Source organism: Cupriavidus sp. P-10 (assembly GCF_003402535.2).
GTDB lineage: Bacteria > Pseudomonadota > Gammaproteobacteria > Burkholderiales > Burkholderiaceae > Cupriavidus.
This window is the reverse complement of the sequence record NZ_AP025172.1, coordinates 123,287-137,892: the sequence shown is the minus strand read 5'-3', so window position 1 is coordinate 137,892 and position 14,606 is coordinate 123,287. Positions and strand designations below refer to the sequence as shown.

Below are 14,606 nucleotides of genomic sequence, written 5' to 3'. Positions count from 1 at the left end.
GACACCGGCCTTGCCGCCACCGAGCCGACTACCAAGACAACGCCGCTGCGGAGCCTGTTCGCAAACGGCCGTAGCATGAGTACGTGCACGTTCTGGGTCACTTTACTCATGTGCCTGTTTATTGCCTACGCGCTGATTCCACGGCCATTCCGCTTCACCCGTCATTTGGCGAGCGTGGGACACAAGTCGATGTAGGGCATGCTCCCAACGTATCGCTCCCAGTTACCCTGCGAAATATTTTCCGGCAGTCGCGCACAGGCGTCCTCGATCAGGTCCCGAGGGCGAAGCAGCCATCGCCCCAGGTTCCCGTTCTCGAGAGCGGCAGCCAGGTACCGGCCGCCGGGACTGAAAGCGGCGGAACGCACGGCTGCGGAATCTAGAGAAATAGTCGGCTGACTGTCCTCTAGCGGTTTACGACACTGACTGTGCCGAACGGTACGCCGCCACCTTCCGGCTGAACTTCAACGCCGTCGAATTATCCTTGACCGTTACGGGATCGCCAAAATCAACGTTGATCTGAACCCCTGAATCGTTTCATTTAATGACGCGAAGTAAATTTCATACACAACTGGTGTGAGTGAAATTTATTTGATCCGGATCGATTGCTAGTTACATTGATATTGTGGACACGTGGCAGTAAGGAGGGGCGATGTCATGAAGATGTCATTTCATGCGGCAAGCACGGCCATGAAGCGTCGGTTTTTACGGAAAGCCTTTCGCCAGCATTGCTTCACCTTGAAGTTTCTAGGAGCTTCGGCCAAGAGTTTGTTCCAGAGTATTGCATTGCTGGCAGCGAGCCTATGCTTTGCCTATGCACAAAGCAGCAGTTACACATTCGTCGGTGTGGCCGATTGGGATCGCGACAGACACCAAGACATTCTTGCCAGGGATGGCAGTGGTGTTCTGTGGATTTACCCGGGAATGAGCGTCCGCGGCTATAGCACGGCCCAGCGTGTCGAGATCGGCAACGGCTGGAATGGCTACAGTTTTGCGGGTATTACAGACTGGGACCGCGATGGGCATCAGGACATCATTGCGAAGGACATCAACGGTGCCTTGTGGCTCTACCCTGGCGCAAGTAAGCGCGGCTACAGCGAAGCTGAACGTGTGGAAATAGGGAATGGTTGGGGCGGCTATACCTTCGTGGGTGTCGCGGATTGGGACCGCGACGGTCACAAGGATATTGTGGCAAGAGATTCCGGTGGAGTGCTGTGGCTATATCCGGGCATGAGTTCGCGTGGATACAGTTCGGTGCAGCGCGTGGAAATTGGAAATGGCTGGGCTGGCTATGTATTTGCTGGTATCACCGACTGGGATCGCGACGGTCATCAAGACATCATCGCTAGGGATAGCAGTGGTTCCCTTTGGCTTTATCCCGGTCTGAGTGTGCGCGGCTACAGCCAAACAGCTCGAATTCAGATCGGCAACGGCTGGAATGCATATGTTTTTTCAAGGCTGCTCGGAGATTGGGACCACGACGGGCACAAAGACATCTTGGCCAAGGACGGGAACGGCAAGCTCTGGCTTTATCCCGGCGCAAGCGCGCGAGGGTACAGTCAGGCACAGCGCGTAGAAATTGGCAATGGATGGTAGCGGCTACGTTGGCTGTGGGCGTCTCGTCCATAGCGGAAGAGCAGCAGGCCGCAGACCTCGCAGTGCAGCGCGGGTTCGGGGAAGCGGCTATGCAGATCGCCAGATGGCCTGCAGCGCGCCTTCGTGCAGTTCTGGCCCTCGACCAGGATAAGGTCGGAGGCGTTCAACGGTCGCAGGTCTGGCTTCGTTTCCGTGCCTTCCGCACGCGGCTGTCTCGGATACCAGATCAACACTCCGCCTGCACCCTCTTCGCGTGGGTGAGAGGCTGAGGGCTAACCGCCCCGCCGCACCCCGCGTCCTGTCCTGCTGGCCGTGGCCTTGGCATCGGCCAGCACGTAGTAGCGGAACTCCGAAGGCAGCGGCTCGAAGGTCGGCGGGCACGGGTCCTCGAACACAACGCGGCCGTTCGGTGCGACCACCTGGACCGAAGAGGCTGCGCTCGCCTGCGCTTCCGTGGCGCCTGCGGGGGCTGCGGGGGCTGCTTCGGCGGACGCAGCCTGTTTTTCCTGTTCCAGGTCTTCGGCCAGTGCCTGCAACCAGCGTGTCAGCGGAGCGGCATCCGCATGCGCTGCCTCGCGTCGAGCGCCGAGCTCGATGCGGAAGTAGCCGTCGGCGTCGGTCTTCGCGCTCCCGCGCTGGGCGCGCCCCGAGCCGCCGTCGCCATGCAGTTCCAGCCGGATTGTGTGGCCCGACATGGGCGTACCGTCGACGTCGGTCACATAGCCGTGGAAGACGCCTTCGTACTGGAAAGTCTGCGCGAGCCGGCCCGCCACTTCGCCACCGGCCGCCGCCGCGCCGGCCAACTCGCCGAAGCGGGCCGCGCGCTCTAGCGCGCTGTCGACCCGCTCGTCGTCCATGCCATGCCGCGCCGCCAGCCGTTCTGCCTCGCGCTGCTGCGACTGCGCCATCCCGGCCACCAGCGCTTGCTGCAACGCCAGCACCTGCGGCCCAAGGTCGAGGGCGCGGGCGAAGGCGCCTGCCATCCCGCCCACGTGGGCTGCTTCCTCCACCCGGGCCTGTTCGCTCGCGCGCGCCTCGCTGAACCGGCCGCTGCTTCGGGTGTCTCTGGTGGGCATGGCGCTCTCCTCGGGGATGGATCTCAGGGATGCTGCATCGAGCTCTGCACGCCGAGCGCGACCTGGCTCAACACGCGGGCGTGGTCGCCGCAAGCATTGTCGCAGAAGGCTTCGGCCAGTACCAAATTATGGGTCACCGCGCGCCGCAGCCCCATCGCCGTGATGCAATGCGTGGACTGGTTGTCGGCCGCGGTGTTAAGCAGAGCCAGGCTCATCAGCGAGCGCACCGCCCGGCCCCAGGTTTCGGCCAGCCGGTTGTCGCTGGTGCGCACGGTAGTGCCCCAGGCCAGCAGGTCGGCCATCACCAGTCGCTGCTGCGTGTGGTACTCGAACTGGTTGTCGCAGGCCGCCACGTCATCCAGGGAGATGAGCAGCGTGGACGACAGGTCCAGCCCGCGCGGCGCGTCGGCCATGAGGAAGGAGACCTGGTTGTCGTTAAACATCAGCTTGCCGGTCGGCAGCCGCGGCCACAGGCCGGGCATGAAGCGGGACTGCCGCGAGATGTTGCAGACCAGGGCGGCCGTCGCCGCATTTCCCTGCTTGGTAAGCGTCACGTAGAGCAGGATGACGAGCGCCATCAGCAGGCCGCGCGTCCACTCGCGGCTGACGCCGGCGTTGCCTACCAGCACGGTGCTTGCGACCGGATCGGTCGCCGGCTCGCCGGTGCCTTCGCTCACCAGCCGGTTGTCGGTGATCTCCATCGCTCCCGCGCCCAGCATGAACAGCGCGCGCCCCAGCGGCTGCTCGATGCGATTGGCATGCACGCGCAGCTGCAGCGTGTCGCGGCTCACGCGCGGCGCGGCAGCCGCCCGCGCGGTACTGTTCTTCGAAGGCGCCGCGGGCGGCTGCACGCCCAGCGCCAGCCAGACGTGCACCCCGGCGCGGATGCCGGGCTGGGCGCCGCCCACCGGCTCGTCGTTGCGCTCGCCGTTGGCGGTGATGTGGTTGTGTTCCACGCACAGGCCCGTGCAGGCGAGCACGAAGACGCCGCACACCGGGCTGAACCAGTCGCGCCCGTTGCCCGCGATCAGGTTGTGCTCGATCTCCAGCCCGGTCGCCAGCGCCAGCGAAATCCCGCCGTAGCCCATGAAGAGCTGGGTCTTCGACGGCGCCTGGGCCACGCCCCGGCGCAGGCAGCGCGTGATCGTGTTGTCCAGGATGCGCAGGCCGTGCACCGCCACCAGCACCAGGCCAGTGCTGGCCGACAGTCCGAAGAAGCGCACCACCGCGATGCCGTTGGCGCCGTGGCGCGTGATCACGTTGTCTTCGATCAGGATGTCGTACAGGTCCCCCGCCGACACGTAGCGCACAGGGCGTCCGTCGTCTGGCGGCGTGCCGCTGTCGGTGGGGTCGCAGGGTGCGCAGGGATCGTCCACGTCGATGTCGGGCACGTCGTCGCCTTCGGGGTGGTGTTCGTCGATGCGGCGGATGCTGCCCAGCGTGATGCCGTTGCCGGCGCCGCCCGCGATCACGTTGCCCGCCACGCGCACGTGTTCGCAACCGCCGGCGAGTTGCAAGCCGCCGCGCGCGGACATCGCGATCTGCACAGGCGCGGCCAGCTTGTGGAAGATGCGCTCCAGCACCTGCGGCGTCAGCTCGCGCACCGGCTCGATGATGTTGTCCTCGATCTCCACCATATCGGCCTCGACGAACACGGCTGGCCAGGGCGAGAATCCCTCGCGCCGGTCGCGCGCCTGGATCAGGCAGGAGGCCACGCGCACGACGGCGCTTCGGCGCACGTGTACCACGGCCTCGTTGCCACCCTCCAGCGCCAGCGTCTCGATGGCCACGTCGCTGCAGCCGTCGATCAGGACCGCCGTCGAACCCGGGCCGTCCTTGTCCGGGGCGACGATGCGCGACTGCGGGCCGCAGCCGTGCAGCGTGACGTTGTGCCGACCGCCGATGCGCACCGCCTCCACATAGCGGCCCGGCAGGATGCACACCGTCCCGCCGGAAGAAGGCAGCGCATCGACCGCGGCCTGCACCGACGTGTACAAGCCGAAGCTCTGCATGCCGTCGCCCACCGTCACGCTGCAGCAGCCGCGGATGCGGGTGAGCGGCTGGAACGGCGGGCGGCAGTCGTGGACCACTGTCGCAGTGGTCACGCCGCCAACGGTGGTCCATTCGAGCAGCGCGAGCGGTGCGCGAAAGCGCCGGATGCCGTGCGACGGCGCGCCCCCGGCCAGCGCCAGCATCCAGGGCACCACCACCTCGGGTGCGGCCGGCCGCGCGGCGATGATCCAGTGGTCGGCCGGACGCAGCGGGCCACCGCTGAACGTGACTTTGAGGCCGGTCTGGCCGAGGTCGCCGTTGGCGATGGGGATGGCCGCGGGCGACGCGAGGTCGTCGCCACGGTTCCATACGCGCAGGTAGAGGAAGTTCTGCTCGGCCATGCCGTTGAAGAACTCGGCCTTGTCGGCCCGGGCCTGCCACTGCGCGCCGAACGTCGGGGGCACCGGTGTGTCCAGTACCAGCGTGTGGTCGTCGGGGTTGTAGCTAACCGCGACCTTGCACAGATGCCCTGCCACCTCGGCCGCGCGTTCGCCGTTCGACAGCGCGGCCGACCATGGCAGCAGTTCCACCACCTGGCCCTTGATCGGCCAGTGCACCGCGTCGCGCGGCTGGTTCACCAGCGTGAGCCTGAGCAGCTGCCCGCCCTGGGCGCTCAGCTGCACACGGTACAGCGGCGCCGCGTTGTCGTAGCCCCAGGTGTAGTGCGTCGCGTCGACCAGTTGCACGCGGATGGCCTGGTTCTCGGCGCCCAGGTAGCCGCCGGCCTGCGGCGGCGAACACAGATCGCCGGTCACCGGCGGCGCGGTGAAGCTCACGCTCATGCGCGCATTGGTGACCAGCTCCATTTCGCCGTTGAGCGTGCCGAGGTTGGCGAAGGTTCCGGCCAGCGCCGTCCAGGCGCCCGCGCAGTCGCCCTGGGCCACGCCTTTTTCAAGGTAGATGCGGCGCATCGTGCGCCAGCGGGTCGAGGTGTCGGGCCCGCCCAGCGCCACCTCGAACAGTTCGCTGTCTTCCACCGCGGTCACCGGCTGCTGCCAGCACTCGATCCACACCAGGTCGCGGCGAGTGACGCCGTTGGCTGGGGCGGCTGGCGCATCGACCGCCGGGTCGAAGTTGAGCCAGTCCTTTTGCAGCAGGAATTGCTCGGCGGCACTCATCTCCACCCGCAGCCCGCCGATATAGAGATGCCCCGGCGTCAGCGTGAAGTTGACTTTGCCGCCGACGGCGCCGAAGTTGGCTGGCAGGAATCCGCTATCGGGGCTGCCGTAGGCGCCGATCGCATGCACGCGCGTTCGGCGCAACTCTTCCGCATCGAGCGCTGCCGCCTCGTTGAAGTCGTCGTCGGTCAGTACCCGCCCCTGCTGCATACGCACGCCGGCATAGTGCTTGCGAGGATCGGTCGCCTGGCGCGACAGGTCGATGGTGGACATGGCTAGTTCTCCCTGAGGTACGCCGGAAGCCGCCCAAAAGGCATGTACTCCTCGACTTTGGCGCGCAAGCTGTCGAACTTGATCGGCCCGCGCTCGGCGCAGAAGGCGCCGATCTCCGAGCCCTCCTCGGACCCGTTCAGCAAAGCCGCGGGCGCGCGCGGCGAGAGCGTGCTGTACGCCGGATCGCCGAAGCGGCGCGAGACGAACAGGCGCTCCAGTTCGTCCAGCACGTTCGACTCGTAGGGATGCGGCACCCGCGAGCCCGCGCCGCGCGCGCTGAAACGGAAGCATCCTGACTGCAGGTCGGTGACGTCGGCGCGGCCGGCCACCAGCGTGTCGCTGGCGTCGAGCTTTTCCACGTCCAGACACAGCGTGCCCAGGGTGGCGGCGATCAGCGTGCAGCGCGACATCGTCACTGCGCTGCGCGGCACGGCGACGCCCACGCTGCCCGGCTGCGTAGCGTCGACGATGGAGTCGGTGATCGTGATGTGGTCAATGCCCGCATTGGCGCCCTGTACCTGCAGGCCGGGCAGGATGCAGCGCTCGATCACCAGCTCGTCGATGGTTCCGGCGACCACGAGCGGGCAAGGCGGCAGCAGCGCGCCCATCGCATCGGGCCCGCCGGGGTCGAGCGTGCAGTACCGCAGCACCACCCGCGCGAAGTCGCCGGCGATGCGCAACGCGCCGGCCGGCAGCGCGCCGATCCAGAGGCCGTCGAGCACCAGCTCGCGGTTGCTGCCGGAGGCGGTGAAGGTCCAGTCGGCCAGAAGCCGCAGGTACGGACGCTTGCCTTCGGCCGCGCGCACGATCGTTTTCGTGACGGCGGCCTGGCCCGGCGGGTTGGCGAAGGTGCTGCTGTCGTCCACCTGCGCGATGCCTGCGGGCGGCGTGCCGGCGGCGGAGGAGCGCTGCTGCCAGACCACGGTGGCGGGCGTGGCATCGACCTCGCGCCCGAAAGCGCCGGCACCGATGCGCCCCGCCATGCCCACGCGATAGCGCACGCGCAGGTCGTTCGGGTCGCCCCCGCCCGTGTCGAAGATGAACCGGCCGCGCGCCGGGTCGACCAGCAAGTCGACGCCGGGCACGGCCGGTGTCGGCCAGACGCCGAGGTCGGCTCCACGCGTACGTTCACGCACTGCCGGCGCGGAGGCGAGGAAGCCCAACTGCAGCGCGGGCGGCCCGAAGGCGGCCTGGCCGGTTGCGTCGGGCAGCAGCGCCGCGCTGCCGCATTCCGCCACCAGCCCGCGGGCGATGAGGCCGGCCTGCACGCCTGCCGTGGTGAGCACGGCGGCGCTCGGCAGCCCGCCGAGCACGCGGCGCAAGGCATCGCGCCCGGTGAGGCGCTGGCCGACGAGGTGGCGCAGGTCGGCCGCCGCATTCTGGCGGTCGATTAGGTTCGCGATAGGCGCGCCGCCCGTGCCCGTGTCAAGGATCCAGCCGATCTCCTCGTCGCCGATCACGAATACCGCCTCGTTCAGCAGGCGGCAGTCGATGGCGCGCGGCAGCTGCCACTCGCCGGCGGTCCGCCAGCCCGCCCAATCCCGGGGCGGCGTGTTGGCCGCGAACAGCGGCACGTCGCGCCCGCTCGGGTCAAACGTGTAGCCGTCGCGTGTCCCCGCCAGGTTGTTGACCCGGCGCGGTTGCACGCCGTTGAACTCCACCGATTGCAGGCGGTACAGGTGGAAACCGAGCGTCTGGATGCCGCGCAGCCCGAGCCGGCCCTGCGGCCTGCGCATCTCGGGCGTGTAATGCAACTCGTCGAATGGATCGCCCGCCAGCCGCGCGCCGCGCACCGACCGCAGTTCGGCCCATCCGCCTTCCGGCGTGCCGGTGACCAGGCCGCGCCGCGGTGCGCCGTCGAGCCCGTGCCGCATGCGGGCGAGCCGCCTGAATTCCTCCACCACCTTGCCATCCCAGCCGCTCATGTCGGCCACCAGCTGCTCCAGCACGGCCAGCGTGCCCTTGCGGCGCCGGTAGTAGATCGTCTTGGCGACGTCGGCCCGGCGCGCCCGCGGGTTCAGGGCCGACACCAGCCGCGTGGCCACCAGGTCGGCGATGTAGGGCACGGCCCAGTCGTCCGCCAGTTCCACGAACATGTCGTCCCACAGCCGGTCCTGGCTGCGCTTGGCGAGCGCGGCCTGTGAGCCGATCGCCTTCAGCAGCGCGCGCAGGCTGTCGCCACCTTCGAGGGCGTCGAGCTCGCGGTAGATCGCAGGCACCCAATCCCACAGGCGGGCGGCGAAGTACTCACAGTAGCGGTCGCGTGCGGTGGGCATAGTGGGCTCCCGGTTCGTGCTTTCAGCCGATGCGCTTGCCGTCGATCCAGACACCACCGGCGGCGAAATCCAAATAGGCGCCAGCCGCGGGCTGGCGCCCCGTCTCGATGAACGGCGTGCCGTCGAAATCGAGCGCGCGCAGCCCGGTGACACCAGGCACGTCCATCACCGCCCGCACCAGCACACTCTGGAACACGACGCCGTCCGGGCCCAGGCGCTCCGGGCGCAACAGCCCGCCGGTGCCGGGCAGCGTCACGGCCGCGAACAGCGCATGCCCGACGGCGGCGATGACATCAGCCGGGACGTAGCGCGAATCGACCTCGATGTCCACGTCCAGCCGCGCGGACTGCGGCGGTGAGCTCAGTGCGCTGATCGGTGCGTCGTCCTCGGCCAGCGCGCGCAGCGCCGCCTGGATGGTGGGCGCCAATTGCGCGTCCCCGATGTAGCTGACCACCACGGCGGGCCGCAGCCCCTGTTCGTCCCAGCGCCATTGCGCGCGGGCAGCACGCACGCCGGGCTGCTGCGCCGCGGCGGTCTCGATGTCGACCAGCGAGATTGCACGCCCCAGCAGCAGCGCCGAACGCGGCCCGCGCGCGCCGAGCTCGGCCGGCCCTTCGGCATCGGAGCCGCCGAACGCGGGCAGCACGTTGTGGATTTTGCGCAGCCCGGCGACGGGCCGCGTCACCTGCTTGACCGAATCGGCCGGCGGCACCGCCGCGCCGGCGCCGAAGCGATAGTCCGCCACCACCGGCGCCCCGGTGGGCAGGCGCGCCCCGCCGCCGAAACGCAACTCGGCCTGCCCTTTGTCGTCGTGCTGCACCGTGTACACCATCGCGTCGGTGGCCGCGCCATAGAAGCTTTCCACCTCGCGCCACTGCACACCGCCGACGTGAACCACCAGCGTGCTCTTGCGCCCGGCGGCGTTGGGCGCGGGCAGGTAGGTGAGCGGCTTCTTCTTCAGGCGGAAGGTCTGCCAGGCCTGCGATGCGTCGCCGGCGCCGAGCAGTTCGCCTTGCACGGACTCGCCGCGCGTGGCGAGCGCCACGTTGCCGAACAGCTGCACCGGCGCCCACAACTCGCGGCCCCAGGGCGGCGCGCCGGCGGCAGTGGCGCTATGCGTGAGCGCATCTAGCGTTCCCGTGGTGAGGACCCCTTCGCCGTGCACGTCTTCCAGCAGCAACCCGGTGCGTTCGACTCGGGGCGGGTCGATCAGGGCGGGAACGGCGATCGCATCGCCCTGCGCCAGCGTATCCTTCAGCGGCGGCGCCAGCGTCGCCGCTTCCACCATGCCGTGATGGACCACCCACTGCGCGGCCGTCGACGTCAACGGCAAGGCGGAGTCCAGCGTGAGCCGCGTCACGCCGACCTTGACCGGCGGACTCAGCATCTTGGTCACCTTGTTGTTCGAATCGGTCATCGAGCTTTCCTGCGGCGCCAGCAGCGTGTATTGCGTCTCCGTCACCGCAGTCACGCGGCGCGCGGCCAATGCCGCGCCATCGCTCACCACCACGACGTCGCCAACGTGCAAAGCCAGCCGCGTGTCCAGGGACAGCTCGGCGCCGGTCGACACGGCAGGCTCGCCAGTGCCGGGCTCAAGCTTCCAGACGCCCGCCGTCAAGCCGGGCTTGAGCAGCCGCGTGCCGGCATAGGTGGCGCCGGCCGGCGGCGTCAGCGCCGCGGCGAATGATATCTGGGTGATTGGGTCCCGGGTGCGCAACTGCAGCAAGCCGGTGCCGGCGATGCGTGTGGCGAGCAGAGAGCCCCCGGTCTCCAGCACCGCGACGTCGCCGGGCCGCAGGCGCACACTGCCGCTGCGCGCCGTCAGCGAAGACAGCGGCGAAGGCAACAGCGTCGCGGCGACGCGATTCACCTCCATCAGGTTGACGCGCGGCTCCACGGCGGCGTCTTCGCCCAGCTCGAACACCTGCGGCGGATTGCCCTGGAATTCGCCGCTGCGGATCGCCGTGCCAGCGGGCAGCGTGACGACGCGCGTGCCATCGGCTTGCGCCGCGAGCCAGACGCTGGAGCCGATCGCCGGCCGCGCGCGGTAACCGAGCAGGCCGACGTGGCGGCGGCGCGCACCGCCGAGCCGCGCAGTGGCGATATAGCTTTCATTGGCCACGAGCTGGTCGTAGAAACTGCTCACGTCCAGCACATAGGCGCCCATCTCCACCAGCATCAGGCCGAGGTCGCCGGACTCGCGCGCGCGCCATTCGTCGAGCGCGGGCTCGCGCCCGACCGCGGCCAGCAGGCCGCTCCGCCAATCGGGGAACAGGCCCGGCGCGCGCGGCAGCAGGGCCAGGCCCGCGGCGATCGCGACCGGCGCCCGGCAATGGAATTTGTCACAGCGACAGCTCATTGGGTAACCTCCGCACGATGTGCTGCGGTGCCATGAGCCTTCGGCACGGCGGCCGGGCGGCTCATGCCCCTCCCTCCATCACCAGACGCACGGCGCCGCGCTCGGGCAGGTCGCGGTCGTTGGCGACGCGCACCAGCTCGTTGACGGCCACGGCCAGGTCGAATTCGTTGAAGTCGCGCCAGTCGAACCAGCCGCGGCGGCGCACCCGCATACCTTCGACGGCGCGCACACCGGGCACTGCCTGCAGCGTGGCGATGAGCGCGCCGCGCGACAGCGGCGTGCCGAAGCGGAAGTTGTCCGGGTCGAAGAAGCCTTCGCCGCCGTGCCGCCCGAACAAGGCCACCAGCGCGGCTTCCTTCACCTCGCCCCGATAGGCGTTGGGCGCCACGCACAGGTGGATCTCCAGGTCGATGTCCGCATAGCGCGGCTCCATCACCTTGGCTTCGCGGCCGGCCTGGCGCACCCGCTCGATCAGCTGCTCGAGCTCGGTGCGATGCGGCACGGACAGGCCGAACTCGTCGCGCACGTCCGGCGTCACGAACACCGTGGACCAGCTGCCCGTCCAGCGCACCGCCGCGCCGGCTTGCTGCACCCAGGACAGGCGCTGCGCGATCTGCTCGTAATCGGCTGGCTGCACCGCCCGATAGGTGAGAGCGCGAAATGCCTGTGGCGCATTGATGCGGATGTTCTCTGCCGATTCCGGATCGCGCCCGCCGATAGCCGGCAATGGATTGATGACGCCGGCAACGCCCGGCGGCGGGCCGCCGGGGAAATCGACCAGCGTGTCGGGCGCGACATTGGTGCGGCTGCCGTTGCCCAGTCGGTAATGCACGGTGAAGATCGAGCCTTCGGTGGGCGCCATGCCGAATTCGCCGTCGCCGAAGCGGAGCGTGCTGCCCTCGCCGCTGGCGTAATCCACCAGCTCGGTGAGGCGGGCCAGGTCCTCGAAGCCGGCGACGCGGCGGAACACGCCGTCCTCCAGCGTGAAACTTGTGGCCGTGGCGGCCGCGGTTTCCTCGCCCACCAGCGAAGGGAGCCAGTCCCAGTCGCCATCGCCGTCTCGTTCCAGCTTGATCTCGGGGCGCATGCGGATGCCCTCGGCAGTGGCGACCGGCAGCCAGGCCAGCGGCGTCAGCTCGGAGCCGGCCAGCGAGAACAGCACCTTCGTGTGCGCAGCCTTGTCCTCGTCGCTGTTGGGGTCGGGATAACACAGTGTGCTGGTGATGCCGATGCGCTCCACCGCCGCGGGCAGCAGCTTCTGCGGGTCCGCGGGGTCGATCGCCGGCTGCGGGCCGATGCAGAACCGCTCGCTGCAGGTCTCGCCGGCGGTGGCCGGCAGCAGGTTGGCGCGCAGCACCAGCGTTTCCATGTCGAGGTCGAACGGCGTGGCGGCGTCCCAGCGAATACGGGTGACGGGAACGCCCAGCAGCGGATCCACGTCGTCGCGGGCCTCGACGATGCGCACGGCGAGCCGGCGCTCCGGCACGTCCGGCTGCATCGGCCGGGTGCGCAGCAAGGCCCAGTGCCCGGCCGGATCGATCCCGCTGTCCGGCTGCAGGTCGACCGCGTGCGCCCCCTCCAGCGTGAGCGTGGTGCTGCCGTACGGCAGGCAGGTGTCGTTCTCGTTCCAGAGATGCACGTTGATTTCGTTGCGCGACGGCCGGATCGCATAGCTGACCAGCGGCACCGGCGCCAGCGGCGGCGCCGAGTAGGGCTGATCGCGCAGGCCCTTGCCGACCTCGAACACGACCTGCCCGCGTGCGTCGGCCACACGCGTGCCGGCATCGATGGCCACGGCCGCGGTGGCCTCGACATCGAGCCAGGCAAAGGCCGCCGCGCCGTCGTCCAGCGGATAGTCGACCAGCCGCGCCAGGTGGCGCATCGAGCGGCGCTGGGTCGCGGTCTCGAGCGTGCATTCGCGCGCCAGCCGGTCATGGCCATAGGCGAACTCGTCGCCGAGCGCGGCCAGCAGTTCCAGCACCATCATGCCCACGTCCGCCTCGACGCGGTCCTGCCAGTCGGGGTAGCGCTGCGAGGCGAAGTCCATCAGGGCCTGCCGATAGCTCCAGAAATCGCGCGCGCGGTAATCCACCGGAAAGTCGACCGGCTCGTCGTGCGGGCACTCCGGCTCGGGCTGCTTGCAGTCCAGATCGCTGTCGCAGGCGGCCTTGAAGGAGAAGCGCAGGTTGTTGTAGTAGGGATCGACCTGCGGCGCGTCGATGTGCAGCCGATAATGGCCGGAGCCCCCGGGCTGCTCGACCAGCAGGCGCATCACGGCGCGGCCATCCACCGGCGGCGGCAGCGGCGACACATTGGCCAGTACCTTGACGAACGGCGGCTCCACCTGCCCTTCGCCGGTGATGTGGATCTTGTCGGCCGTGATGGCGGCCAGCGCGGCCGCCAGCGCAGCGGGCAATGTGTCGTGCTGCAGGAACAGCAGCAGTTCCGTCTGCGTCGGGCCGACCTGGATGAAGTCGATGCCGGTCAGCGTGCTCGAGGCGCGCAGCAGGTCGGCGCGGTCAACGGCCATGGCAGGCTCCCGGTCTCATGGCGTCACCTGCAGGTTGAGGTAGCGCTTCTCTCCGCGCGCCTTGATCACGTAGCCCACGCGGATGTTCAGCACGGCCTCGTCGGCGCGCGCCGTCACCTCGGCCACCGAGATCGCATTGGGCAGCCACTTCGTGAGTGCCTGGTAGATGGTGGTCTGCGCCAAGGTGGCCACCACCTCTCCACCCGGGGCAAATACCAGCCGTTTGACGCCGCACCCGAAGTCGGGCCGGTTGATACGCTCCCCGGGCGCCGTCATGAGAACCTGCATCACCAGCTGCTCGATGTGGGCCGCGAAGTCCTGTTCCTGCGCCAGGCGGCCGCGCGCCACGTCCACCGAGACCGGGTAACGCAGGCTGGTGAATGGCAAGGCGGACATGATGGTCTCCTCGAAGTGATGTTCAGCCGCCGCTGATGAGCGGCTGCGTCAGCGCCACCACCACCTGCCCCTGCGGCACCTGGTCGGCCGCCAGGCACAGGCCCACGCTGTCCTGCGCGAGCGTGGGGATGCCGTGCACGGTGGTCAGCAGGTTGGCCTTGATCCACTGCACGCGCACGCAGGGGTGCGGCACCATGCCGACGCCCACCGGGATCTGGAACGGGCAGCCAACGATGTCGAAGCTGTCGCTTACCAGCGCCAGGGCGGCGGCCCCCTGCGCCGTCGTATTGGTGCTGGTAATGGTCACGCTGCCGAGGTGCGGGCACTGCAGCACGGATGCGGTGGTGATCAAGGGTGCGGCCATGGCTTGTCCTCAGGTCACCTTGAAGGCGCCGTTGTTCAGCGTAACGCCAGCTGAGCCGACCTCGACCTTGCCCGGCGCCGCCTCCGACACCACGCCGATGGCGCCCACCGTGTGTGTGGCGATACCGGCCTCGGTCTTCACGTCGTTGCTCCAGGTGGTGCTGGCACCGCTGGCGTTCTTGAGCACGACTTCGCCTGCGCCGTCGTCGATCTGGAGCGTGGCCGTGTCGGTGACGATTAGCTTGGTGTCGGGCGAGCCGGCCTGGGAGGGCAGCTGTCCCTTGGCCCAGTAGCAGCCGGTCCAGATCGGTCGCGACGGGTCGCCGCCCTCGAACTCCACCCAGACCCCGGCGTCTCTGGGTGGAATGAAATAGAAGCCCACGCCCGGCCCGGCATAAGGCACGCAGGGCATGGCCCACACGACCTCGCCGCCCAGCACCGCACTGCAGCGCACCTGCACACGGCCCATGTTCTGCGGGTCGGCGTTGTCGACCACGATGCCCGCGTACTTGCCCCACACCTTGTGGAGCTGGGCTTGCTGCAGGTCGAGCCAGGCATCGGAGATCATGG

The 14,606-nt window shown here is 68.7% G+C and carries 9 protein-coding genes; 1 reads left to right on the top strand and 8 read right to left on the bottom strand.

What is annotated here, in order from left to right; genetic code table 11:
- Window positions 1-654 precede the first annotated feature (654 nt).
- Complete coding sequence (locus CTP10_RS30655; RefSeq protein ID WP_116318473.1) at window positions 655-1,593, top strand: FG-GAP repeat domain-containing protein; 939 nt, start codon at window positions 655-657, stop codon at window positions 1,591-1,593.
- Window positions 1,594-1,865: 272 nt separating this feature from the next.
- On the opposite strand, the gene CTP10_RS30650 is transcribed toward CTP10_RS30655, so the two are convergent.
- From CTP10_RS30650 to CTP10_RS30615, 8 genes are all read right to left on the bottom strand, one after another.
- Entirely contained in the window at window positions 1,866-2,669 is an 804-nt protein-coding gene (locus CTP10_RS30650; RefSeq protein ID WP_116318471.1) for a carboxypeptidase regulatory-like domain-containing protein, read from the bottom strand.
- A 23-nt stretch (window positions 2,670-2,692) separates the two neighbouring features.
- Window positions 2,693-6,112 carry a DUF6519 domain-containing protein gene (locus tag CTP10_RS30645; RefSeq protein WP_116318470.1) on the bottom strand — a complete coding sequence of 1,140 codons (3,420 nt, stop codon included), beginning with the start codon at window positions 6,110-6,112 and terminating at the stop codon, window positions 2,693-2,695.
- A 2-nt stretch (window positions 6,113-6,114) separates the two neighbouring features.
- A complete protein-coding gene (locus CTP10_RS30640; protein ID WP_116318469.1) occupies window positions 6,115-8,388 on the bottom strand; it encodes a hypothetical protein in 2,274 nt (757 codons plus the stop codon).
- A gap of 22 nt (window positions 8,389-8,410) precedes the next feature.
- A complete protein-coding gene (locus CTP10_RS30635) occupies window positions 8,411-10,747 on the bottom strand; it encodes a baseplate J/gp47 family protein (RefSeq protein WP_116318468.1) in 2,337 nt (778 codons plus the stop codon).
- Window positions 10,748-10,808: 61 nt separating this feature from the next.
- Entirely contained in the window at window positions 10,809-13,277 is a 2,469-nt protein-coding gene (locus tag CTP10_RS30630; RefSeq protein ID WP_116318467.1) for a hypothetical protein, read from the bottom strand.
- Window positions 13,278-13,292: 15 nt separating this feature from the next.
- A complete protein-coding gene (locus CTP10_RS30625; protein ID WP_116318466.1) occupies window positions 13,293-13,673 on the bottom strand; it encodes a GPW/gp25 family protein in 381 nt (126 codons plus the stop codon).
- 22 nt (window positions 13,674-13,695) lie between these two features.
- The gene (locus CTP10_RS30620) at window positions 13,696-14,037 is read right to left on the bottom strand and encodes a hypothetical protein (protein WP_116318465.1); all 342 of its coding nucleotides are present in this window, start codon (window positions 14,035-14,037) and stop codon (window positions 13,696-13,698) included.
- 9 nt (window positions 14,038-14,046) lie between these two features.
- A complete protein-coding gene (locus CTP10_RS30615) occupies window positions 14,047-14,604 on the bottom strand; it encodes a phage baseplate assembly protein V (protein WP_116318464.1) in 558 nt (185 codons plus the stop codon).
- Window positions 14,605-14,606: the final 2 nt, after the last annotated feature.

Coding starts and splice junctions, on each gene's coding strand:
- CTP10_RS30655 (WP_116318473.1), top strand. CDS start 655: ATGAAGATGTCATTTCATGCGGCAAGCACGGCCATGAAGCGTCGGTTT.
- CTP10_RS30650 (WP_116318471.1), bottom strand. CDS start 2,669: ATGCCCACCAGAGACACCCGAAGCAGCGGCCGGTTCAGCGAGGCGCGC.
- CTP10_RS30645 (WP_116318470.1), bottom strand. CDS start 6,112: ATGTCCACCATCGACCTGTCGCGCCAGGCGACCGATCCTCGCAAGCAC.
- CTP10_RS30640 (WP_116318469.1), bottom strand. CDS start 8,388: ATGCCCACCGCACGCGACCGCTACTGTGAGTACTTCGCCGCCCGCCTG.
- CTP10_RS30635 (WP_116318468.1), bottom strand. CDS start 10,747: ATGAGCTGTCGCTGTGACAAATTCCATTGCCGGGCGCCGGTCGCGATC.
- CTP10_RS30630 (WP_116318467.1), bottom strand. CDS start 13,277: ATGGCCGTTGACCGCGCCGACCTGCTGCGCGCCTCGAGCACGCTGACC.
- CTP10_RS30625 (WP_116318466.1), bottom strand. CDS start 13,673: ATGTCCGCCTTGCCATTCACCAGCCTGCGTTACCCGGTCTCGGTGGAC.
- CTP10_RS30620 (WP_116318465.1), bottom strand. CDS start 14,037: ATGGCCGCACCCTTGATCACCACCGCATCCGTGCTGCAGTGCCCGCAC.
- CTP10_RS30615 (WP_116318464.1), bottom strand. CDS start 14,604: ATGATCTCCGATGCCTGGCTCGACCTGCAGCAAGCCCAGCTCCACAAG.